18 protein-coding genes and 1 pseudogene are annotated in these 23,713 nt (G+C 52.5%); 16 read left to right on the top strand and 3 right to left on the bottom strand.

Going from position 1 to position 23,713, the window contains the following annotated elements; translation table 11 throughout:
• Positions 1-282: 282 nt before the first annotated feature.
• From NPX02_RS00920 to NPX02_RS00905, 4 genes are all read left to right on the top strand, one after another.
• A complete protein-coding gene (locus NPX02_RS00920; RefSeq protein WP_260291231.1) occupies positions 283-1,287 on the top strand; it encodes an NADH-quinone oxidoreductase subunit B family protein in 1,005 nt (334 codons plus the stop codon).
• Between the two features lie 4 nt (positions 1,288-1,291).
• Positions 1,292-2,743 carry a nickel-dependent hydrogenase large subunit gene (locus NPX02_RS00915; protein ID WP_260291230.1) on the top strand — a complete coding sequence of 484 codons (1,452 nt, stop codon included), beginning with the start codon at positions 1,292-1,294 and terminating at the stop codon, positions 2,741-2,743.
• Positions 2,744-3,086: 343 nt separating this feature from the next.
• Positions 3,087-3,356 carry a helix-turn-helix domain-containing protein gene (locus NPX02_RS00910; RefSeq protein ID WP_260291229.1) on the top strand — a complete coding sequence of 90 codons (270 nt, stop codon included), beginning with the start codon at positions 3,087-3,089 and terminating at the stop codon, positions 3,354-3,356.
• Positions 3,353-4,561, top strand: a complete 1,209-nt coding sequence (locus NPX02_RS00905; protein WP_260291228.1) for a type II toxin-antitoxin system HipA family toxin — start codon at positions 3,353-3,355, stop codon at positions 4,559-4,561. Before NPX02_RS00910 ends, NPX02_RS00905 begins: the two co-directional genes overlap by 4 nt.
• Positions 4,562-4,604: 43 nt before the next feature.
• Here the strand turns inward: NPX02_RS00905 and NPX02_RS00900 are convergent, their stop codons facing one another.
• A complete protein-coding gene (locus tag NPX02_RS00900) occupies positions 4,605-4,937 on the bottom strand; it encodes a hypothetical protein (protein WP_260291227.1) in 333 nt (110 codons plus the stop codon).
• Between the two features lie 211 nt (positions 4,938-5,148).
• Between NPX02_RS00900 and NPX02_RS00895 the strand changes: the two genes are divergently transcribed.
• From NPX02_RS00895 to NPX02_RS00870, 6 genes are all read left to right on the top strand, one after another.
• Complete coding sequence (locus NPX02_RS00895) at positions 5,149-6,321, top strand: Fic family protein (RefSeq protein ID WP_260291226.1); 1,173 nt, start codon at positions 5,149-5,151, stop codon at positions 6,319-6,321.
• Positions 6,322-6,709: 388 nt separating this feature from the next.
• Positions 6,710-7,633: a DUF4007 family protein gene (locus tag NPX02_RS00890; RefSeq protein WP_260291225.1), complete on the top strand. Its 924-nt coding sequence runs from the start codon at positions 6,710-6,712 to the stop codon at positions 7,631-7,633.
• Positions 7,630-11,115, top strand: a complete 3,486-nt coding sequence (locus tag NPX02_RS00885) for a glycoside hydrolase family protein (protein WP_260291224.1) — start codon at positions 7,630-7,632, stop codon at positions 11,113-11,115. Before NPX02_RS00890 ends, NPX02_RS00885 begins: the two co-directional genes overlap by 4 nt.
• A gap of 2 nt (positions 11,116-11,117) precedes the next feature.
• Complete coding sequence (locus NPX02_RS00880; RefSeq protein ID WP_260291223.1) at positions 11,118-11,984, top strand: phosphoadenosine phosphosulfate reductase domain-containing protein; 867 nt, start codon at positions 11,118-11,120, stop codon at positions 11,982-11,984.
• Between the two features lie 28 nt (positions 11,985-12,012).
• A complete protein-coding gene (locus NPX02_RS00875; protein ID WP_260291222.1) occupies positions 12,013-13,743 on the top strand; it encodes an ATP-binding protein in 1,731 nt (576 codons plus the stop codon).
• 11 nt (positions 13,744-13,754) lie between these two features.
• Entirely contained in the window at positions 13,755-14,747 is a 993-nt protein-coding gene (locus tag NPX02_RS00870; protein WP_260291221.1) for a hypothetical protein, read from the top strand.
• 104 nt (positions 14,748-14,851) lie between these two features.
• Here the strand turns inward: NPX02_RS00870 and NPX02_RS00865 are convergent, their stop codons facing one another.
• Positions 14,852-16,726, bottom strand: coding sequence for a DNA phosphorothioation-associated putative methyltransferase (locus NPX02_RS00865; RefSeq protein WP_260291220.1), 1,875 nt, complete (start codon positions 16,724-16,726; stop codon positions 14,852-14,854).
• 178 nt (positions 16,727-16,904) lie between these two features.
• Positions 16,905-17,078, bottom strand: a pseudogene (locus NPX02_RS21665) (AAA family ATPase); the annotation flags it as partial.
• A gap of 75 nt (positions 17,079-17,153) precedes the next feature.
• Here NPX02_RS21665 and NPX02_RS00855 point away from each other — a divergent pair.
• The 6 genes from NPX02_RS00855 (at position 17,154) to NPX02_RS00830 (ending at position 23,307) form a co-directional block, all read left to right on the top strand.
• On the top strand, positions 17,154-17,765 hold the full coding sequence (locus NPX02_RS00855; RefSeq protein ID WP_260291219.1) for a type IV toxin-antitoxin system AbiEi family antitoxin domain-containing protein: 612 nt from the start codon (positions 17,154-17,156) through the stop codon (positions 17,763-17,765).
• Positions 17,766-17,781: 16 nt separating this feature from the next.
• Positions 17,782-18,690 carry a nucleotidyl transferase AbiEii/AbiGii toxin family protein gene (locus NPX02_RS00850; RefSeq protein ID WP_260291218.1) on the top strand — a complete coding sequence of 303 codons (909 nt, stop codon included), beginning with the start codon at positions 17,782-17,784 and terminating at the stop codon, positions 18,688-18,690.
• Between the two features lie 206 nt (positions 18,691-18,896).
• Positions 18,897-19,154: a helix-turn-helix domain-containing protein gene (locus NPX02_RS00845; RefSeq protein ID WP_260291217.1), complete on the top strand. Its 258-nt coding sequence runs from the start codon at positions 18,897-18,899 to the stop codon at positions 19,152-19,154.
• A complete protein-coding gene (locus tag NPX02_RS00840) occupies positions 19,141-19,698 on the top strand; it encodes a HipA domain-containing protein (protein ID WP_260291216.1) in 558 nt (185 codons plus the stop codon). The genes NPX02_RS00845 and NPX02_RS00840 overlap by 14 nt, the downstream gene beginning before the upstream one ends.
• A 329-nt stretch (positions 19,699-20,027) precedes the next feature.
• Positions 20,028-21,050, top strand: coding sequence for a GSU2403 family nucleotidyltransferase fold protein (locus tag NPX02_RS00835; protein WP_260291214.1), 1,023 nt, complete (start codon positions 20,028-20,030; stop codon positions 21,048-21,050).
• 373 nt (positions 21,051-21,423) lie between these two features.
• Complete coding sequence (locus NPX02_RS00830; protein ID WP_260291213.1) at positions 21,424-23,307, top strand: AsmA family protein; 1,884 nt, start codon at positions 21,424-21,426, stop codon at positions 23,305-23,307.
• Positions 23,308-23,713: the final 406 nt, after the last annotated feature.

The raw sequence follows: 23,713 nt of genomic DNA, 5'->3' as shown, positions 1-23,713 counted from the left end.
GCCGCGACCAATCGGCCCGGGGGCGGGCTTCCTACAGACCGGGTTTCCACCCCGGTGGTGATGCTCCTCCCCGTAAGAGCGGCGCCTCGCCGCGATGATCGAACCGGCGGTGGCACCTCGACCAATCGGCCCGGGGGCGGGCCTCCCACAAATGGCGGATAGGGGTCGGAGTCAAATTTGATCAAGCAATCGAGATATTTCACACGATGATATCCATCAAATTTGACTCCGACCCCTAATTAGGAATCTTGACATGAGCACTTCCAAACGAAGGAGCAACCGATGAACACACAGACGGGTTTCAACGTGCTCTGGCTGCAGTCGGGCGGTTGCGGCGGCTGCAGCCTGTCGCTGCTGAATGCCGAATCGCCCAGCCTGCTGCACACCCTGGAAGACGCCGGCATCAACCTGCTGTGGCACCCGATGCTGAGCGAGGAGACCGGCTCCGAAATGGTCGCCCTGCTGGAGGCGGCGGTGGCCGGCACGCTGCGGCTCGATGCCCTCTGTATCGAGGGCGCCATCCTGCGCGGCCCCCGGGACAGCGGGCGCTTCCACATCATGGCCGGCACCGGACGTGCCATGCTCGACTGGGTGCGGGATCTCGCGGGCGTGGCCCGCTACACCCTGGGTATCGGCACCGGCGCCAGCTACGGCGGCATCACCGCCGGCGGCGGCAATCCCACCGACGCCTGCGGCCTGCAGTTCGCCGAGACCGAGCGCGGCGGCGCACTGGGCGAGGAGTACCGCGCCACCAGCGGCCTGCCGGTGATCAACGTGGCCGGCTGTCCCACCCATCCCAACTGGATCACCGAGACCCTGATGCAACTGGCCCTGGGGGATTTCACCGAGGACGACATGGACGAGTGGCAGCGCCCCCGGGGCTATGCCGACCACCTGGTGCATCACGGCTGTCCGCGCAACGAGTTCTACGAGTTCAAGGCGAGCGCCGAGGGGCCGTCCCAGCTCGGTTGCATGATGGAGCACATGGGCTGCCTCGGCACCCAGGCCCACGCCGACTGCAACACCCGGCTGTGGAACGGCGAGGGCTCCTGCCTGCGTGGTGGCTACGCCTGCATCAACTGCACCGCGCCCGGTTTCCAGGAGCCGGGGCACCGCTTCCAGGAGACGCCAAAGATCGCCGGCATCCCCATCGGCCTGCCGTCGGACATGCCCAAGGCGTGGTTCGTGGCGCTGGCCTCGCTCTCCAAGGCGGCCACCCCGAAACGGCTGCGCCAGAACGCGGTCGCCGACCATATCATCGTTCCACCCCATACCAGGAAGAAGTGAGCAGATGAGTAGAACCATAGTCGGACCCTTCAACCGGGTCGAGGGCGACCTGGAGGTACAGATCGAGATCGCCCAGGGTGAGGTGAAGGAGGCCTGGGTGGTCTCTCCCATGTACCGCGGCTTCGAGCAGATCCTGCACGGCAAGGACCCGCGCGATGCGCTGATCTACACCCCGCGCATCTGCGGCATCTGTTCGGTCTCCCAGTCCATCGCCTCGGCCGAGGCCCTGGCCCGGGCGGCCGGGGTGGAGCGTCCGCGCAACGGCGAACTGGCGCTGAACCTGATCCACGCCTGCGAGAACCTGGCCGACCACTTCACCCACTTCTACCTCTTCTTCATGCCCGACTTCGCCCGCGAGATCTATCGCGGCGAGCCCTGGTTCGAGCCGGTGCAGAACCGTTTCAAGGCGGTCAAGGGCCGGGCCGCCGGAGACGTGATGCAGGCGCGCGCCGAGTTCATGCACCTGATGGGCATCATGGCCGGCAAGTGGCCCCACACCCTGGGCATCCAGCCCGGTGGTAGCACGCGCGGCATCGAGGCCAAGGAGAAGGTGCGGCTGCTCACCATCCTCGGCGGCTTCCGGCGCTTTCTGGAACAGCGCCTGTTCGGCGCGCCGCTGGAGCAGATCCTGGAGATCGCCAATCTACAACAGCTGGACGACTGGCTGGCGGCCGGCGATCCGGCAGAGAGCGACTTCCGCCGCCTGCTGCAGCTGTCCAGAGACCTGCAACTGGAGCAGCTGGGCAAGACCGGAGGCCGCTTCATGAGCTACGGCGTCTACTCCCTGGAGGGGGAGCGCACCTTCCGCTCCGGTGTCTGGCGCCAGGGCAAGCGCAAGACGCTGAATGCGGATCGCATCACCGAGGATATCAGCCACAGCTGGATGGAGGGGCAGGCCGAGCCGCAGCACCCCTACCACGGCGTCACCCTGCCGGACGCCGACGCCAAGGCCGGCTACACCTGGTGCAAGGCGCCGCGCCTGGACGGCGAGGTGGTGGAGGTGGGCGCGCTGGCCCGTCAGCTGATCGACGGCCAGTCGCTGGTCAACGACTTGGTAACCAGCAGCGGCAGCAACGTGCGCAACCGGGTCATCGCCCGCCTGCTGGAACTGCCCCGGGTGCTGATCGAGATGGAGCAGTGGGTGCGCATGCTGCAGCCGAAAGAACCCTTCTGCAACGACAGTGGCGTGAAAAAGGAGTCCCAGGGCTTCGGCCTCACCGAGGCGGCGCGCGGCAGCCTCGGCCACTGGGTGCGGATCAAGAACGGCCGCATCCTCAACTACCAGATCGTCGCCCCCACCACCTGGAACTTCTCACCCCGCGACCGCCACGGCGTCTCCGGTCCGCTGGAACAGGCGCTGATCGGCGCGCCGGTCCGTGAGGGCGAAAAGGAGCCGGTGGCGGTACAGCACATCGTGCGGTCGTTTGATCCCTGCATGGTCTGTACGGTGCATTGATCCGCAACCATCCGGGCAATTGTAGGAGCGGCGCCCCGCCGCGAAATCGGCCCGGGGGCGGGCCTCCTACAGGGTGCAATGCTGGACTCCTGACTCGTTGCATACCACGCTATAACAGCGTGGGCACAAATAACGTGCCCACCCAAAGTGCCTGCGGACTGCCGCCGAAGGGTGGAAGAGCCGTAGGTCGCATTAGCGCAGCGTAATCCGACGCACACACCCGGTCCGTCGGGTTACGCCTTTGGCTAACGCGACCCGCAAATACCGCGAACTCCGAAACTTGAATAAGCATGTTGCCAAAAATACTAGTCATAATTGCATTATATAGACTAGTATGCCTAGTATGATTGGCATTACAGAGCATGAGGCAGGTGTGCTTGAGCGCCTCGGTGAGGGGCTCAGGGTCCAGCGCAAGCGTCGCGGAGACAGCCAGCTGGACGCGGCCGCCCGGTGTAGCGTCAGTCGGGAAACCTTTCGCCAGATGGAGCGGGGCAATCCAGGGACAGCTGTGGGCTGCTGGGTTCGGGCCATCCGCCTGTACGGAGACCTGGAGCAACTCGAAGCACTCTTTAGCGGCTCACTTTTTGACCGGTTGCCGGGGGGTGGAGCGTGATACATCTTCATGTCTGGCTGCGTCCTCCGGTGGGCGAACCCATTCTGGCAGGGGAAATCGTGGTGGCTGATCCCGATACGGCGCGCGGGGGACGCGTCCGGGGGGAGTTTCGCTATACACGCTCCTTTATTGAAACACCGGGCGCCTATGCACTGGATCCTCGGCATTTGCCCCTGGGACCTGATTCTATTGCAGCGACCGACCCGGCCACCGGACTCCATGCAGTATTCGAGGACAGCTTGCCCGATGCATGGGGACGGGCCATGCTCTGTCAGCGCTACCAGTTGTCCAGGGCCAGGCGCCGGGCGCCGGATCTGCTGGCATTGATCGGCGCAGAGGCCCTGGGCGCCCTGGCCTACACCCCGACACCCGAATGGGTGGAAGTCAGCGAACCGGCCCGCCTACCTGATCTCAAACAGTTGCTGGAAGCGTCCGAGCGATTCGAACGGGATCCGGATGCACCCATGGATGAGTTGATGCGTCTGTTCAAGGCTGGCAGTTCTCCGGGCGGGGCGCGGCCCAAGGTGCTGGTCGAGGATGCCAAGTCGTGGTTGGCAAAGTTCCCGTCGATCCGGGATACCTTCGACATGGTACGGATCGAGGCGGCGACACTGGCCACGGCCAGACTTGCCGGTATCGAGGTGCCCGAGTTTCAGGTGGTTGAACTGGGGGCTCGTTCAGCGCTGCTGGTCAAACGCTTTGATGTGACAGCGGAAGGTGGCCGTAATCACATCATCTCGATGAAAAGTTTGCTTGCGGCAGGGGATTATTATTTTCTTGGTTATGCCGACATGGCGGACACGGTGAGGATCGTCTCGGACCGGCCGCGGCATGATCTTCAAATGCTCTACCGGCAGGCGGTCTTCAACGCGCTGGTCGCCAACACGGATGATCACCTGAAGAATTTCTCCATGATGCGGGATCGGCACGGCTGGCACCTGACCCCAGCGTACGATTTGATGCCCGACACCGCAAACAACCGGGAGCACGTTCTGCATTTCGGTACTGTGGGCAATACGCCAACGCTGAGTTCACTTAATCTTCTTGGCCGTCAGTTTGGCATTGCAGCGGGTGCGGTGAAAAATATCATGAACGAGGTGAGGGAGGCCGTCGAGCAGTTTCCACGCATCGGCGATGAATACGGTGTCCCGGCTAAAGAGATAGATACCCTGGTAGCGAGAATGAGGCTGCCGGGTCCTGGATAAATCGGGCTGGACGCTGGTTACAACTTTTGCTGTAACAACCCAATCAATCCATGCTCATGTGAGGCAACTCACCGGCAACGCCTTCAAGCCTGTCTGCCTGTTCGAGAGTGAACGCGGCGATCTTCCCGATGACTGAACGTTCAACATCGGTATAACCAGACCAGGCTTGCAGGTCGGGCAACACCTTGCCAAGCGCCTTGGTCATGCGCCGTATTTCCCGCGCCATCAGGCGGCGTTCCAGCCCGCACTTTCCGACAAGTTCAGCCCAGTCGAAGGCCCGTACCTTGCTGATGTCGAACTCGTCGCCATGGCGTACCTGGCCCCCTGGAGGGGGCACTGATCGGCACGAAACCGCTCTTGTATCAGCTATTTCCATGATGTGCGCATTCCCCAGAACAACGGGCGGTATTTGTGTAGGGTGGATAAGCCGGTAGGCGCATCCACCACATCTACTGGTATTTACGCTACGCCATGGGTATGCTAAGTGGACATAAATCAAGACATGGTTAAATAGTAAAGATACTTAACTAGTTGATATTAAACTAATAAAGTAATTTTACTGGTGGACATTTTTAAGGACTTTTTGCGTGGCGGGGGATAACCAATTCCAACTTAGGATCGAAACCGACCGGTTTGGTCCCTTCACCTTTCAGCTCGGCGTGGACAGGCCTCGTCTGGACAGTCTGCTGCTGCGTGTCGACGATGCCCACAAGCGCTTCAAAGCCTCGCCTTTATCCCGGGTGGCGAGTCGCCTGGCGAAAGAGGTGGTGGTCAGCAGTATCTACGGCACCAATTCTATTGAAGGTGGCACCCTTTCGGTTGAGGAGACGGAACAGGCTCTGGATCTCACGCCGGCCCAGGTGAAGGATATAGAACAACGACGCGCCATCAATCTTAAAAATGCTTATGAACTGACTCAACGAGCGGCCGCGCAACCAGGCTGGCAGTTAGATATAGCGTTCATCAGACAGATCCATGCCGCCGTTACCGATCAGCTTCCGCACGAACACAACCGCCCGGGACTGCTTAGGGATAATCCCAAGCGAATAACCACCCGTGTGGGCAGCCAGGAGCATGGAGGGATATACAAGCCACCACAGTATGGAAAAGACGTGGAACGGCTGCTCAATGGTCTGGTTGAGTGGCATCAACAATTGGTGGAGCACAGAGTCCCCATACTGATCCGCGCACCACTGGTGCATCTCTATTACGAACTGATTCACCCCTTCTGGGACGGAAATGGCCGCGTAGGCCGGGTGCTGGAAGCAACCTTGCTTCAGGCGGAGGGCTACAAATATGCCCCCTTTGCCCAGGCTCGCTACTACCTGGAACATATCCACGCCTACTTCACCCTGTTCAATACGACCCGCAAAAAGGCGGAGAAAAACACCGAAGCACCCAATACCGATTTTGTCGCCTTTTTCCTGGATGGGATGCTGGTCAGCATCAATGCGCTGCATGATCGGGTCAATGCCCTGATCGCCCAGATCCTGTTTGAAAACGAAGTAAAACGCCTGCATGACGAAAAAGCGATCAACGCCAGACAATACGCCATCGTCAGCCAGATAATGGAAGCAGGTAAGCCGGTGTCGCTGTCGGACCTGAGAAAAGCGCCCTGGTATCAAGCGCTTTACGTCAAACTGACAGATAAAACCAAGCAGCGCGATTTAAAAGGATTGCGGGAGTTAGGTATTTTGAGACAGGATGATACAAACAGTCTTTGGGCTGGATTTTTAAATACGCCTACGGCCGATGATTAGTAGTTCGAGCACTATCTTTACTTAACTATCTAGACATTTGGTTGAATTCGATTAGAATAGAACATAAATAGAACAATTGTGCTATTTAATACACCGAGATCAAGGGTATAGCCACTATAATCCAGTGGTGGTTTATGTCATATCACACATGTTATGTTACATAACATTTAATCCTAGTTAACGGTGAAATTATGGCTGTGGGTGCTAGTGGGCGGATTGTTGTCGAAATTGATCCGGATCTGAAACAGGAACTATATTCGGCGTTAGCTCAGGATGGAAGGCATTTAAAGCAATGGTTTCTAGAGAATGTAGAAACATTCCTAAAAGAGAGGACCCAGCCCAAACTACCTCTGTTTGGCGTAGACACCAAAGGCAAGGAAGCTAGCCGATGAGATTTAATCCCAAAAAAGTTGGTTTTGGTCGCCATGAAACCTTTGCGTTGCGGTATAGCTGGCTGACAAAAGGTATAAAGGCTCTTTCTGATAACCCATCGATTTTCAATGATGAGGATGCCACGGTCACGTTGGGCGTTGGAAAAAATATGGTTAATGCCATCCGCTACTGGCTTTTAGCGTCTCGCCTAATTGAACCTGCCGATAAAGGCTTTAAAACGACAGCTATTGGTGAAGCAATCTTTGGGGTTAATGGTTACGACGAATATCTAGAGGATGAAGCGACCATTTGGTTAATCCATTGGTTAATTGCGTCCAATTCGGAGCAGGCTACAGCATGGTTTTGGTTTTTCAACTCCTTCCATAAACCGGAGTTTGAAACAGGTGATGTCGTGGCCGCATTGTTGGATTTTACTGAACAAAAAATTACCACCAAATGTGCAGCCACCACCGTTGAGAAAGATGCAGCTATGGTATTGCGCATGTATGCACGCGCTCGTGGCAACACCCGCACACCCTTAGAAGATACGCTTGATTCGCCGCTCATTCAGCTGAGATTGATAACGCAGTCATCTGTCGGCCGGGGGTATTCCTCAGTTCCTGCGGAACGGGATGGATTACCTATTGGTATCTTTGGCTACGTGGTAGCCGATTTGTTTAACGAATTGGGTGCGAGTGAGCTGCCCATTGAAGATTTGATGTACTCCAAAGCGGGCCATCCGTCCCCGGGGGCAATTTTTCGTCTCACTGAGAATGCCTTACTAACCAAATTGGAGAAACTGGTGACAGCAATTCCGGGAATATTCGAAGTGCGTGAATCTGCGGGTATTCATCAAGTTTATCTATTGGGCGATGGGATTGATCCCATGGGGTATTTAGCATATCACTATCAAGGGGAGTATAAGGAGATGGTGGCATGAGTATCCATGACAAGATCTCCGTCAATACGTATTACACCCGTTCGATTAATCTTGAGCGCGATGCGGAATCAAGCTCGGTTGTAGGTGCCTATATACCGACAACCCGGGCTATTCGAACACTTGATAGCATGGCTGTTGCTCTCAAGTCTATGGAAAGTCCGCGCGCTTGGTCTCTTGTTGGACCTTACGGATCAGGGAAGTCATCCTTTGCCGTATTTCTAGCTCATCTCCTTAGTGACCCCAGCGAGGATGCGACAGAGTTAGCATTAAAAAAGCTTGGAAAATCGGACCGAGGGCTCGGGCTTAAGTTTCGCAATTTGACGCGTGATAGTGCGGGTTACGGCACTGTGCTGCTTACCGGAAGCCCAGAATCATTAAGTCGACGTCTTGTGCGGGCATTAGCCGAGAAGGCCAGCCAATTATTACATGGGCGTTGTAAGATCATCCAGGAGCTAGCTGACTTAGCTCAGCGCGACGAACAACCTACTACCAGTGAGATCATTTCGTCTATTCGAGCATTGCAAGATGCACTTGCTAGCAAATACTCTGGATTGCTAATTGTTATAGATGAGCTGGGTAAATTCCTCGAATACGAAGCTAGGCACTACGGGGCCAACGACATTTTTCTATTGCAGGCGCTTGCCGAACATGCGCTGGCTGACCATTCGGTCAAACTCTCATTGGTTGTGATGTTACACCAGGCCTTTGAGCGGTATGCGCGCGGTCTTGGCGAATCACTGAAAAACGAGTGGGCTAAGGTTCAGGGACGGTTCGAAAATATCCCATTCCTCGAATCAGCTGAGCAGACTTTACGCATTGTGGGTGCAGCTCTTACCCATGATTTTACTCCGGACGAGTCCAATAAAGTAAATCGCGTAGCCAGAAAAATGGCCAACGTACTGCACAAAGCCAAAGCAATTCCAGGCACGATGGATGAGGTTACGGCGGCTGATTTATTCACTCAGTGCTACCCATTACACCCTGTTAGTGCATTGCTTTTGCCCATATTGTGCCAAAAGGTTGCGCAAAATGAGCGGACACTCTTTAGTTATCTAGGTTCACGCGAGGTTCATGGCTTTCAAGATGGTTTAAGTCGCTGTGTTGAGGCTAGCGACTGGATCTATCCCTGGGAGATCTATGAATACTTCATTTTAAATCAGTCTGCTGCGCTGACTGATCATTTTACCCACCGTCGTTGGGCGGAGGTGGTCACTGCGGTGGAACGGATTGGTGACGCGTCTACTGAAGAAGTTCAACTGCTTAAGACTATCGGACTTTTGAACATTGTGGGTGCCCAAGGTGGATTTAAGGCTTCGAATGAGGTGATTGAATTATGCTTGCCAAATGGCGGCCAAATACAATCGGTCATAAGCCGACTAAAAAAGAAAGCGGTTCTACAGTACCGAAAGTTTAGCTCTGAATTCCGTGTTTGGCAGGGCAGTGACTTTGATATTGATGCGGCTGTAGAAGAAGAGCGGGCAAAGCTAAAGAACCTTAAGCTGGCACAGACGCTTAATGCACGTCACAGTATCGCGCCTATAGTCGCGCGTAAGTACAGTATCAAAACGGGGGCGCTACGTTATTTTTTACCGATTTTCGTTGATAGGGATAGCTACCGAACGATAGAAGCGAAAAGTGCCGATGCGCGCATTATCTTCTTTCTTGCCGAGGAAAAGAATGATGATGAGTTTTTCCACGCTTTTGTGAGGACTAACTATTCAACGCGTGATATCACCGTCCTTAGTTTTAATGGCGAACAATTGAGAGAAAGCGTCTCAGAGGTGATTGCCCTAGAACGGGTACAGCACAACGCACAGGAGCTCAACTCTGATCCGGTAGCCCAGCGAGAGTTTAATGACCGGTATAATAATGCGGTTCAACGGGAAGAAGAATTACTTGGCCGATTGACCGACGAGCCAGAAATTAGCAGGTGGTTCTCGGCAGATCATGAATATATGGTGTCGAGTAAACGGGGCTTGCAGGAAGTACTATCAACGGTTTTGGAAACTGTCTATTCAGATAGCCCTCGAATATACAACGAGCTAATCAATAGAGATAAGCCATCCGCTCAAGCCAATGCCGCGAAAAACAAGCTTGTTTTAGCCATGTTTAACAATGAACAAATGACGGATCTTGGAATCGAAAAATTTCCACCGGAAAAGGCCATCTATCGTGCAGCTCTTCGCGAGACACGACTTCACGTCAAGGGGCGCGATGGTGAGTGGCGTTTCCAAGCGCCGACCAAGGCAAATGACCCATGTAATATTTTGCCTGTCTGGCGGCGCATTGAAAAATTCTTGGACTCCACCGAGCAAAGACCCAAGACTTTTGTTGAGCTTAATGGGGAGCTGATGGAACCACCCTATGGCATCAAAGAGGGTATGCTGCCGATTCTCTATATCGCCTCATTAATGGCCAATAAACAAGATCTTGCTATCTTTGAAGATAAAATCTATACCCCTTATTTTTCTGAAGAACAGGTTGAGCGTTTTCTCAAGAAACCTGACGACTTCACTGTTCAGCGATTTCATATCACCGGGGTAAACTTCTCTATTTACGAGGCTTATTCCAATACACTTTACAATGATGGGAAACAGCGTTCAATTTTGGAGCTTGCACGTCCTATCGCTCAGATGGTGTTGAATCTTCCTCAATATACTCAAACTACAAACGATACGACACGGTTATCGTTGCGCGCTCAAAAGGTAAGGAACATCTTTAAGCTGTCCAAATCACCTATGGACTTAATGATGACAGAGCTGCCCCAGGCGCTCGGGGTCGATCTGGTCAAGGCAAAGAATAATACCAATGAGGTTGCCAAGTTATCGCGAAATCTGACAGATACACTCCGTGATCTTAAATATTGCCTGCCCAATCTAAAGGACGAGTTCAGAGCATTGCTCGCACAGGCATTTATGCTTGATAAAGAGATTGATCTGGACGATCTCAAGGATGTCGTCGCCGGGCGCTGTCGGGGACTCGAAGACTACACCATCGATCGTGATGGCCTAAAGGCCTTTATTTTGCGTACACTTAAGAGCACAAAGGTTGCAGAGGCATGGCTTTGCGAAATTTTGAACTTCTTGGGCCAGAAACCGGTGGAGAAATGGAATGATGCGGATAGGGATGCAGCTGAATACCGGCTCACGCTATTTTCTAGGAAATTGAGTGAACTGGAAAAACTGCGTATACATTATAAATCTGTGGCCGATAATTTTGATACGGATTTTGATGTCTACCTACTGCGCAGTGTTAAAAAAGGCGCACCAGATTATGATGAAGTGATTGTTGTTGATAAAAGTCGACATGATGCAATCAAATCTATCAAGGATCAGATTGCCTCTGTATTCAAAGGAACCGATGAGGCATTGAAAATGGCGGCATTGGCCGAGATTGTTGATGAAGTGTTAGTCGAGAAAAATAAATCAGCTAACAAAAGTAAAGCATCTAAGCAATCAGTCGAACTAATAAGAGCAAAATAACTATGGCTAAAAAATGGCATGAATTAGCATTGGAAGCCCCTGAAGATACCCGCCATGTGTTGGGTATTTCAGGTGGTAAAGACAGTGCGGCATTAGCTATCTATATTAAGGACAACTACCCGGAGATTGCCGATAAGATGGAGTACTTCTTCACCGATACGGGTGCGGAGCTTCAAGAGGTTTACGATACGCTGGATCTATTAGAAGGCTACCTTGGTAAATCCATTACGCGACTGGGGAGTGGACGCGATTTCGAACATTGGCTGACCCTGCATGACAACATGCTTCCATCTGTGCGTGCAAGATGGTGCACGCGAGTTATGAAGATAAAGCCCTTTGAAGCCTTTGTCGGTGATGACTCCGTCATTAGCTATGTTGGAATTCGCGCCGACGAGAATCGCGAAGGCTACATCAGCAAGAAATCAACGATAGCAGCGGTGTTTCCCTTTGCAGAAGATGGCATTGTACGGGAAGATGTTTTCCGGATGCTCGAAGAGAGCGTTGGAATCCCAGCCTATTACAAGTGGCGCAGTCGCTCAGGCTGCTATTTCTGTTTTTTCCAGCGCCAGGAAGAGTGGCTTGGCCTCAAGCGTCGGCATCCTGACCTCTTCCAGAAAGCGCTGGAAATGGAGCAAAATGTAGCTCAAAGAAAGTTTGATTGGAGTACGGGTGTTCGTATTGAATCTGGAAAAGGTTATACGTGGCATCAGTCTGGTACGTTAGAAGAAATTGTTAAGCGGGCGGAAGAGCGGGAACGCTTCGAGAAGAAGGGAAATCAGAAAGGTAATTCGAGTTGGCAAGAAATATTAAAAAATGAAATGGATGATGATGATCCAGAAGATCAGGCGTGCCTGATTTGTGCACTTTAATCTGACAACAATGAACACGGAGATAACAATGGAGAAGGTAGATGTTCCTGCTCAGCCTGGAAGGCTTATAAATGCTATCGCAAGTATAGGCTATGATCCGGAAGTGGCGTTGGCAGATCTTTTAGATAACTCGATTGATGCTAGATCTGAGAATGTATGTGTTCATATATTGGAGGACTTGCACGATATCGAAGGTGAATCTGATTCTGTGGGTGGATTTATTATCAGTGATGATGGCTGCGGGATGGATCGTGAAAATCTGATTAATGCATTTTCACTTGGAAGTAATCGTACGTATCCAAAAGGGTCATTGGGAAAATTTGGGATTGGATTAAAATCAGCTGGTTTGTCGCTTGGTGACAAAATTACTCTTGTCTCCAAGACAGCAGGTTGTGACCAAGTATTATGTGCAATTTTATCTTGTAGTGAGGTCGAGGATACAGGGGAGTATAACATACTCTTGGGTGAGGCTCAGGATAGTGAGCTGGAAGTATGGAAAAAATATTCAGTTGATGATTCTGAAAGCGGGACCGTTCTTTTTATTTCTGAATTAGTAGAATCTCAACCAGCTTTCGCTAATTTTGTTAAGTACTTGCAGCGGTACTTTTCGAATATCTATCACATGTTATTGGAGGAGAAGTCTATTTCCATTAGTGTTAACGGGAAAGTACTGGACCCTATTGACCCACTTTTTTTCAAGGAAGCTTCTGAGAATGGATCTCTGACTGTTCCATCAGATTGGGATGGACGTAGCCCGAAGACGTTACTAGCACATCAAACATTAGCTCTTGGTGATAATGCTGTTTGCGAAATTGCTGCGACACACTTAGTTCATCCTCCTACATTCGAGATAATTGGAGAGAGTAGAGAATCAGCTCGAGAAAAGTACCAAATTGAATCGGAACCATATACCGCTAAGCCAAGGCATGGGTTTTTTATATATAGAAATAAACGAATTATTGTAATGGCAGAAAGATTTCATGGGTTAATTTCAAGACAAACCCAAGCTTGGGCATTTAGAGGGAGGCTGATGTTCGATGAAAAGGCAGATAGTGTACTTGCATTAGATGTTAAAAAACGTCATGTACGCCTTCCAAAAGCAGCTCGTAATAAGCTAAAGACATTAATAAGTAACTATCAAACAAAAAGTATTGATGCATGGAAAGCAGCGGGGAAAAGATATTCTGAATGGAAAAAGGATACAAAAGACGACATTGCTAATAAGAGCATCGCTTCCACACCCGTAGCTGATTTATCTTATTCTCCAGGCACTACTTTGACTTCGGAGGAACAAATTCAAACAAGGAAGGAATTGCAGCAGAAGTTAAGCAAGATGACAGAAGAAGCAATTCAAGATAAATCAATCTCTATTGAAGATTTATGCAAAAGAGCTGAAGAAAAGAATGCGATTGTGTTTGTTGAGGGGCTTAAGGCAAACTCAATGTGGTTGCCTTACGCTGCGACCGAATTGGGCCGAGCGGAAACGTTGGTTAATAAGATGCATTCTTGGGTATCTGAAGCCGCTTCACAATCTGAGGAAGATCCAAAAATAGCCCTGATTGTTTATCAGCTTTTTGCGATTCTTGCTAGGGCGGAGCTAGAGATGAGATCTACTACTTGGCAAGATGTGAGTTCAACAGCTATGGATAAAGTATTCGAGCGTTTTCGAAGGAAAGCCAGTGCAATTGGGGAGGATTTGGCAGAGACTCTAAGTATTGAGTTAAAATCAATAGAGAACGGTAATCTGCCTGAAGAATAAGGAAGTTTGTATTGAACGGACACGTATATAAACCTGTAGTGCATTACAGTGGTTCAGTATCTAAGTATTTGGATATTACGGCCCAAATGCCTTGGCTCTACATCATTGCTGCCCAAAAACAGAAAGTGGTTTACGTTGGGGAAACCTATGATTTAGGAGGTCTGATAGTTAGGTTAGGCAGACATTTCGGGCCATACAGCACGAGTACGTTGCGGCAAAATGCCCAGAAATTAGCAGGTATCCAACGACTCACTGCACCATATTTTGTTGTTGCAGCAAAGCTCCCAGGGAGTGAGGATGACTTTGGATTTGATGGAGAGACAAAGAAAGTTCGTCAACTATTTGAAGCTTTAATATCTCAGTTATTGACAGAGCAGTATTTAGCTTTAGATCCTAATTGGAATATAGTTTCATCATTTGTACCTCCTAGCATAAAAATACCGCCCGGCGTAGAACAAGCATGTGAAAGCATCTATAAGTGTTTTATGCAAGGTTACAATACGTTTGAGCAACTTAGTAAAGCTTCCCCTCTGAATATGATGTTACTCGACATTGATGATCAAGAAAGTGACCGGGAGGCATCAGTAAATGATGGGAAAATAATTGAAGAAATTGAAGTTCTACTTTTTGAGTGGTTATTGGATACCCTAAAGGAATGTTATTCTGAAAAATGGTGGACAGATGGTATTCCTCAACGAATTCGAATTCAGTGCCAAAGTAGAAGGGAAGAAGAGGGGGCTAGAGAGAATTTGCCGCCAGAAGCCTATATGACTCTTATTGATTTTAAAGAGGTAGTAAAAAATAACTGGAATCTATGCGGAGATCTCATGGAACAGGTTTCGGAAGAAAGCGGGAAAGAAAGGGCCACAGCTTGGATTGTAAAACTAAACGAGCTGAGAAAACTATGGGCTCATCCAATAAAACAGATATTTGTAGAGCGTGATCCGTCAAATGCTGTTTATTTACGAAAAAAGAAGAAGAGATTGTTAGAGGCAATTAAATAACGAATGATGGGTCTCTGATTCGATCATTAAAGTGATAATACGTCATCTCATTCAACACGGTTTGAAGGTGTTCAAACTCCGTGTCGGCCAATGATCAAAGGGTATCAATAGAAAACGCTTTTGTTCATTAGAGGCGGAGGGGCGAAGTTATCCACATATTCAAAAAAGTCAACATCAAGATCTCTGATTTTTATTTTTATTCGTTGAATTAGCAAAGGTTCCTTTTTTTCGAAATCATCATAACGCAGCAGAGATACTTTCCCTGATGTGAAGTGAATCTTGATTAGATGAATTCCCTCTAGATCACCGTAGATTTGGCATGCGCAGCCAACGTATATACGGAGTTCTGGGGGTAATTCTGTCAATAACTCTTTAGGGATGATCCATGAATGTCCCTCATTGAACTCGCCTATTAGAAATAGTTTATAGGCCCTGTTTGCAACTTCTTCTATGACGTAGGGTTCTCCTACACTAAAGAGCAGTCGTGTGGCTTCATCTAGTGCTTCTTTATAATTTTCAAAAAAGACTTTGATGTCGCGTTTTAATCCTTCTGGCATTTGAGAGTAGGGCTTGCGCTTCTCAAACTGTGAAAGCGCGAAATAGACAAGGAGATCATTGATGCGTGCCTGTTGTGCCTCAAGATAAAGATTCTTTCCTCGCTGTTCTAGTAATGCTTCGATGGCTTTTTTATGTGATCCGGCAACTGTGCGAATTCTCACACTGAACTCAAACTCTGAGTTTGCTGGGATACGCCCGAGGTCAAGTGTGGTATCCCAGAAGTGATCAAACAACTCCTGGTGCTTTTCGATGGTGTCAATTGTGATGGTATTTGTGTCAGTCTTTAGTTCGCGCTGGGTCTTCTGCTGCCAATCCCGCTTGACGTGTTGACGCTCAAGCAGAAAATGTTGTTCTTCCAGCTCATCTCTAAAGACAATAAAAATGCCTTGACCAACAGCAATGGCGTTTACATTGAGCGTGGATTCCACATACTCTTTGAACTCGGCTTGGGCGTAGTAACGTTGGAAGGTATTGCGGGAGGTGATAATGCCATCTTTATAGGGGGTAAATTGCTGAATGGTGCTTTCACCTGCGACCATCACTGAGACGATCAATATTTTGGTTGCATACCCATAGGCGCGTCTGAGGGTTTCATTCCGCTCTTCTATGTCTTCAATTACATTGAGTACAAAGCCCAGGTTTACAATGTCGCTGGTTTCTAGGTCGCCCTCAGGATTGTGCACTGGATCCCAGCCCGATGCATCAATCCCATGGGCCTCAAGTTCCCTCACATCGTCACCTTTGCCGCAACCGTAATCGAGTACTGAGTGTTCTCCATAAAAATAGCCATGGCGAGCTAGGATCTGCATGGGCGCAGAGAGTTGATTGCGATCAATGGCGGTTTTATGTCGCTCTATTTTGTTGGATGGAAGAGCAACATCAATATTTTGATTGGCTAACTCGGTGCGCCGGTGTAGACGCCCTGAGTCATCCAGAAAATACCCCTTGCTTCTGATAAGTCTTTCCCAACTTGTCTTAAAGCCGATCGTGCGTGGTTTTTCATAAAGGTTGGCGGCTTCTCCCTCCTTGGTAATCTCCTCAAAGTATTTGAAGAGGGGGTAGTCTTTTAAGACAAAGGTTTCCTTTCGGTGCAGGATGGGAGGATTATCTGAAGAGGAGTAGTTGGCTTTTCGTACTGAAAACTTCGACAAGTCAATCGTATGACTTTCATGTAATGCCGGATAGGCATAGCTATCGAATTGCGGGTAGTGGAGTAACGTGATCTTGAAATCGCGTTTGTTAAACTTCGCGATATTCCACGAATTATCGGCGATCTTTAATCCCGTCGCCATAGTGTAAGTCAGGTTGAACAGGGCATTGGAGGCTGTCTCTAATGCGGTTTTGTGCAAATACACTGCATCAGGTAACTGTTTTCCGGCTTCGAGCGCCAAAACTAGTTTTTTGAACTCTGGATAATCCACTCTATTTACTATTAATCTCAGCCCTGGTGACTAAATATATGGCATAGAAATATACCTATACAACAATAATGAACTCCGATGCTGTTTGCTCTTGGTGGTATCGCGTATTCCGGTGAAGTTGAACACCGATTCCGGATGAACATGAACACCGGTTTCTCTAACGCATCATACTGATGGATTATGAGTCCAAGTGGTCATCTGCGGTCAAGTTCCAAAGGATCTTGTGCGTCGACTCACCCTTGCGTTGGAGGCGGTTGGCGAAGTACATCAGCCGGTTGAGGATGGCGTCGGCGCGGGTGTTGTTACCGATGCTGGCATACCAGTGATCGGTGGGCTGCTGGCTGATGGCAGCTAAAGAAGTGTTCCTAAGAACACTAGAATGTCACAAAACATAGGCATATAATCACATGAGCCTAGGTAATGTGACATGCGAGCTTCCTCAGATACCAAAATGCAGCAAGTGGTGGCCTATCTAAAGGCCCACTCCGTGGTGCGGCCCAGGGATATGGACCGGCTTGGGCTGCCGCGCTCCTATCTTAATCGTCTGGCTAATCAAGGTATTATCGAAAAAATAGGTCGTGGGCTGTACCAGTGGCCGGAGAAAGATCTTGGGCGTTTTCACTCCCTGGTCGAGGTCGCCAAGAAGGCCCCCAAGTCGGTTGTGGCGCTGCTGTCGGCGCTAAGTTTTCATGACCTGACCACCCAAAACCCCAGCAAGATTTGGCTGGCCATCGACCGCAAGGCTTGGCGACCCGAGATCAGCTACCCCCCGGTGCGCTTTGTTACCATGTCGGGCGAAGCGCTTCGGGCTGGTGTGGAGAGCCACGATATCGGGGGCGTGGAGATCAAGGTCTTCACTCCCGCCAAAACTGTGGCCGATTGCTTCAAGTACCGTAATAAGATCGGTCTGGATGTCGCTCTGGAGGCCCTGCGCGAGGGGTGGTCTGCTCGCAAATTCACCATGGACGAGCTAATGCGCTATGCGGAGATCTGCCGTGTCAAGAGAGTGATGCAGCCCTATCTGGAGAGCCTGGTGTGATGGAGGGAACCTGCTGATGCCCAAGAATATGGCCGCTTCGGTTAGGGCTCGACTGCTGACGCTGGCCCGTGCACGGGGCGAGGATTTCGACTATGTGCTGCGCCAGTATGTGATGCAGCGTCTGCTCTATCGTCTCAGTCGCAGTGAATATGCCGATCAGTTTCTGCTCAAGGGGGCGCTGCTCTTCCGGATATGGAACGAGGAATCTCATCGCCCAACACGCGATATAGACCTGCTCAGCTTCGATGCACACGATGTCCCACTCCTGGTGGAGGTGTTCCGGCGTATTACCGCGATCGGGGAAGACGATGGCCTTGACTTTGATGGTGCTTCGGTTGCCGGCGTGGAGATCAAAGGGGATGCCGAGTATCCGGGGGTGCGTGTTACCGGAGTTGCCAACCTGGGCACAGCACGTGTTCCTTTTCAGGCCGATGTCGGCTATGGCGACGCGGTGGTGCCGCCCGCCGAAAAGGCACAACTGCCGAGTTTTCTCGATCTGCCCGCGCCACAGCTGCGGATCTACTCCGTCTATAGTGTGATTGCCGAAAAGTTTCAGGCCATGGTGATGTTGGGGCAGGCCAACAGCCGCATGAAGGACTTCTTCGATATCCGCACCATTGCCAAGACCATGCCATTGGAGGGTGGCCTACTGTGCCAGGCTATTGCCGCTACCTTTGAGCGTCGCAAAACCGGGATCCGTAATGCGCCGTTGTTCGTGTTGAGTGAGACGTTCGCCACGGACACCGACAAGCAAACTCAGTGGCAGGCCTTTGAAAAGAAGAACGAAATGGAGCCTGCAGTTGAATTTAAAGTAGTCATTGCGGATTTGATCCAGCTGCTCCTGCCGGCCTATGAGGCCATCGCCCAAGATCAAGCGTTCGACGCGAACTGGTCACCGGATGAATTTATGTGGAGGGAACCCTAGATGTTGGAATATCAGTTTGTAGCGCGCCCCTTGTCACCCAATTGAAGTCGATGGGGGTAGCGCGCGGATCGCCAAGGCCCCCGCAATCCACTTAATACACGCAAAAGCGTGTATTATTGTTTTTACACGCAATAGCGTATATATTCATCAATACCTGCAGTCGCGTGTAAAATGGTGCCGAGTCTTCCGGCACGGAGAAGCCCATCATGCTGATTCATTCCCCGAAAGATCTGGCGGCATACTACCGGGACCTGCGTAAGGCGCGTGGCCTGTCGCAAACCGAGGTGGCGGAAGAAGTGGTTATTCGCCAGGATACCGTCTCAAAATTTGAGACCAGGCCCGATAACGTGCGCCTGAATACCCTGTTTCGACTCCTTTCCACACTGGATCTTGAGCTGCATCTCGTGTCGAAAAGTGAATCCGTGGTCGACGGGGATAAGGAACAATGGAGTGAGCCGTGGTGAGCAAGACCCGGTCGCTGGTGTTTCACCCAACATCAAGTATGAAAGTGATGGCGGGCCGGGCATTGAGCGGATCATGCGGTTTCTCCAGCAATCACGGGAGCCGAAGCGCGACCGGGCACTGTTCTTCAAAAGCCAGGTGCTGTTCTGGTTATTGGCGGGCATCGACGGGCATGCGAAAAATTTCAGTGTGTTTATTGAAGCGGAGGGACGATTCCGTCTGACGCCGCTCTACGACATCATGTCGGCTCACCCCCTGTTGGCCTCCAGGCAGTTGCAGAGACAGAAGATCAGGATGGCAATGGCGCTGAGCGGGCGTAACCGTCACTATCGTTGGGCAGATATTCAGCCGCGGCACTTCGCCAGTACAGCCAGGCGGGTAGGTTTCAATGAAAAGACGGCACAGCGGCTGGTTGTCGAGATGATGGATTCGGTGGATGAGGTTATCAGGCAAGTATCGGGCCTTATACCGGGAGATTTTCCGGATAGCATTGCCGGCCCGGTTTTCGATGGTATGCGAAGCGTGCGTGACCGTTCAGTCGCATGATGGGCTTAAGGGCTCGCGCAAGAATAAGTTTCGGTATTCGGTCGCAACTGGACCCCGCTGGCGGCGTTACGCTTTTTGGCAAGGGAGCGGCCATTGCCTGCAAAGCATGCCTTGCCAGCGTGGCCCAGTTACGTCCTCGGTACTGCGAAATTATTCTTGCGCGAGCCCTAAGCTCCGGCCCGGAGATATCGTCAGGCGTTACCGGGACGACCGGATTGGCGATAGTTGGTAAGCGCGGCAGGCGATTTTTGGTACCCTCAAGGAGTGCTGGGTCTCCTCGTTTCCTGTTGCTATACTCCTGTTTGGTGACAAATGGAGTATAAAGGTTGGTGCAATTACTTGATCAAGCGGTAGTCAATGCCTACAGCGATCTGCTTGGGGCCAGTCTCAGTCCGGCGTTCGATGGCAAGGGACTCTCGTTTACCCGCAAGAAAATCAACGGCCGCAGCTATGTTTATGTGTCGGCAAAGGTGGGTAGCGTACCGATGCAGCGATACCTGGGGCCTGATGATGAGAATACCCAGGCACTGATCGACAAGGAAAAGGCATTGTGGACAGAGGCTGCGGCCTCGCGGCCGACCCGGGCCCGTCTTGTCAACATGGTACTGGCTGGTGGCGTGGCTGGCCCCACGCCGCAGGAAGGTCGCATACTTCGCATGCTCGAGCGGGGGGGCGTGTTTCTGGCCGGTGGTGTGCTTGTTGGTACGCCTGCCTTTCGAACCCTGGGCGCATTGTTGGGCGTTGCCTGGGATGGGCAGTTTTCAACCCGTGATGTAGATATCGCTGTGGATAACCGGTTGCCAGTGGCAATAGATTCGAACAGGGTGGATCTAAGGGAGCTGTTGGAAACTTCAGGTATGGGATTTGTTGAAGTTCCCATGCTCAATCCCAAGCAGCCCGCGACAAGCTACAAAATGCGTGGGGGTGAATTCCGTGTCGAACTGCTCACCCCTGAGAGAGGAAAGCCCAGAACCGGGCCGGTCAGGATTCCTGCCTTTAACGCCGTGGCGGAGCCTCTGCGCTATCTCGACTACCTGATCGAAGACCCACAGCCGGCGGTTATTCCGTTCGATGTGGGTATTCTGGTCAACGTGCCGGATCCGGCGCGGTTTGCCGTACACAAGCTGGTCATCAGTCAGCGTCGTGCGACGGCATTTGCTGCAAAATCCGCCAAGGATATTGATCAGGCGCGACAGGTACTGGAGGTTCTGCTGGATGTTCGTCCGGGGGCCGTGGTGGCAGCCATGGATGCGGCAGAGCGTGTTGGTGGAAAGTTTATGCGTCACTACCAGGCGGCTGCAAAGTTGCTGCCTGAGACACTGCAAAAAGCACTAGTGGATGTCATGCGCTAACCTTATTCCCTGTCAGAGCCCACGGGTGCAGCGTGCCCATGAGTGCCTTGTTGACATTGATTTGAGCGAGTAAGGGTCTGGAAAGAAATAAAGGTTACAGATTGCGCCGGATTTTCGTTTGCCTTCAAGGCGCGGCAAGGCGCGCATAGTCGTTCTATGTAAGTCTTGCCGTAACGCCGAAGGCGGACGAAAAGACCAGCAAGATGTGACCTTTATTTCTTGACAGGTCCTAAGTATGGATTGCGTCGTTCCCGGTTCTTCCATCACTCTGCGTGCCGAGAACGGTATCGGCGCTTCCAACATGTTCCGGTGGATGCGCAAGCTTATCCACCCTACGCGTATTAAACACCATTCAATATAATGTGAATCCCCCATGAATACCAAGACAACCATCCTCCGCATCCTGATCCTCCTGCTGATACTGACACCGCTGGTGCTGATTGGCATCCTGATGTCGCTCGATTTCAACCAGTACAAGCCCCAGGTGGTGGCGCAGGTGGAGGCGCTGACCGGGCGCACGCTGACGATCGACGGGGACCTGGAGCTGTCGATTTCGCTCCGCCCCAGTATCGAGGTCAGCGGGGTGTCGCTCGCCAACGCGCCCTGGGGTTCGACGGAGCGGATGGCTTCGATTGGACAGTTGGCGGTGCAGGTGGAGTTGTTGCCGCTGCTGGGCGGTGATGTCCGGGTGACCCGGCTGATCGCGCGGCAGGCCGATATCCTCCTGGAGAGCAACGCCAAGGGGGAGGCCAACTGGCAATTCAAGAAAAGTGATCCCGGTGAGGCCGCGCCGTCCGCTGGCGTCGCCCTTCCCGAAATTAGCGATCTGTTGATCGAGACTGCCCGGATCCGTTTTCTGTCGGCGGCGGGCGATCCGCTCGAGCTGACCATCGACCGGCTGCACGCCTCGGCCGACACCCTGGTCGCTCCCTTTGACCTCTCCATTGAAGGTGTCTACAACGGTGAGCCCGTGGTCGTGGAGGGTGAGCTGGAGAGCCTGGCGGCGATGACCTCCGGGGGTGATTTGCGGTTCGATCTGAAGCTCGCCCTCGGTGAGCGCAAGGTGCAGTGGCAGGGGGAGGGTGAGGTTGCCGGGGCGCTATCCCGGATCACCCTGGAGCGGTTCCAGCTCACCCACAACCAGGACAGCTTGACCGGGTCGCTCATGTTCGACCGGCTCGCGCAGCCACCCCATCTGGAGGCAACCCTGGCCACCGACCGGCTGGATCTGCGCCGCGACGAGAAGGAGGAGGATAAACAGGAGGCCGGTGGCAAGCTCTTCTCGGCCGCACCCCTGCCGCTGGATGCGCCGCAGGGTCTCACGGCCGATGTCCGCTTCAGTAGCAAGCAGGTATTGGGTAATCGCTATACGCTGAACGATCTGGATGCCACCCTGCGACTTGAAGGCGGCGTGCTCACCATCCAGCCGCTGGCAATGCTGGCCGGTGGCGGCCGGGTGACCGGAAGTGCCGAGTTGAACGGCAGCCGCAGTCCCGCTTCTCTGGCCCTGCGTCTTGAAGGTAAGGATGTGGTGCTCGGGACGCTACTGCTCGGCTCCCGCGAAGAGGCGCCACTGCAGCAGGGGCCGGCCTCTATCGATATCGACCTGAAGGCCCGGGGCGAATCCGTCGCCGCCCTGATGGGGGGCCTGAACGGTCGACTGTTGATCAGTGTCGGCGAGGGAAATATCAATAACCGCCATCTCGACCTGGTGGGCGGCGACCTGCTGAACCAGCTTTTCAGGGCGCTTAACCCGTTAGCCGATAAAGAGCCCTACACCGAAATGGAGTGCGCGGTGGTCAACCTGCAATTCAGCAATGGCGTGGCCGAATATGACAAGCGGGTCGCCATACTGACCCGGCAGATGAGTATCGTCAGTGCCGGCACCATCGACCTGAAAAACGAGCTGCTGGACGTCGGGTTCAAGCCGATGCCCCGGGGCGATACCGCGGACCTGGGGATTACCGCCGGCGACCTGGTCAGCGCGGCCCGGTTGACGGGGCCCCTCAGCCGGCCCGAGATGGGACTGGATGCCAAGGGCACCGCCAAGGCCGGCCTGAAACTGTACGGGGCGATCGCCACCGGCGGCACCTCGCTGCTGCTGGAGGGACTCTGGAACAAGGCTACCTCCGATGACAATCCGTGCCAAACAGCGTTGGCCGGGGGTGGTTCCGGTGGCGGCTCGAAGCCGTCGGACCAGAAGGGGAGCGAAGTGGGTGGCTTTATGGACAAGCTCAAGGGCGTGTTTGGTAATTGATTCGGCGGGCGTCTGCGTCCCCGTTGCAGCGGTTGAGGGCAGTGCCGGCATGCGTGGGCTCCGACCCGAATGGTACTTACTTAAGGCGAATTGCAGGGTTTTCGTCATTCCGGCGCAGGCCGGACTAAAGCGCGAAGCGCTTTGAACGACTGAAAGTCGGCCCGAAGGGTGAGCGAAGCGAATAATCCAGGAATACCGCTACCATTTAGTAATCTGGATCCCGGCCTGCGCCGGGATGACGGTGGTTCTTGGCTTAAGTAAGTGCCATTTGACTCCGACCCCTGTCCTGGATTGAACAGACCGCCAGTTCGTGATGGCCCAGATGGCCGAATTTTGAAACTTGCCTCGTTGGCCATTTCTGTACTAAAGTGTCCTCTGTCCGTGGACACGGGATATAATGAGGCGA

It is taken from the genome of Sedimenticola hydrogenitrophicus, from assembly GCF_025175675.1.
GTDB lineage: Bacteria > Pseudomonadota > Gammaproteobacteria > Chromatiales > Chromatiaceae > Sedimenticola > Sedimenticola hydrogenitrophicus.
This window is presented reverse-complemented; position numbering and strand designations above follow the sequence as displayed.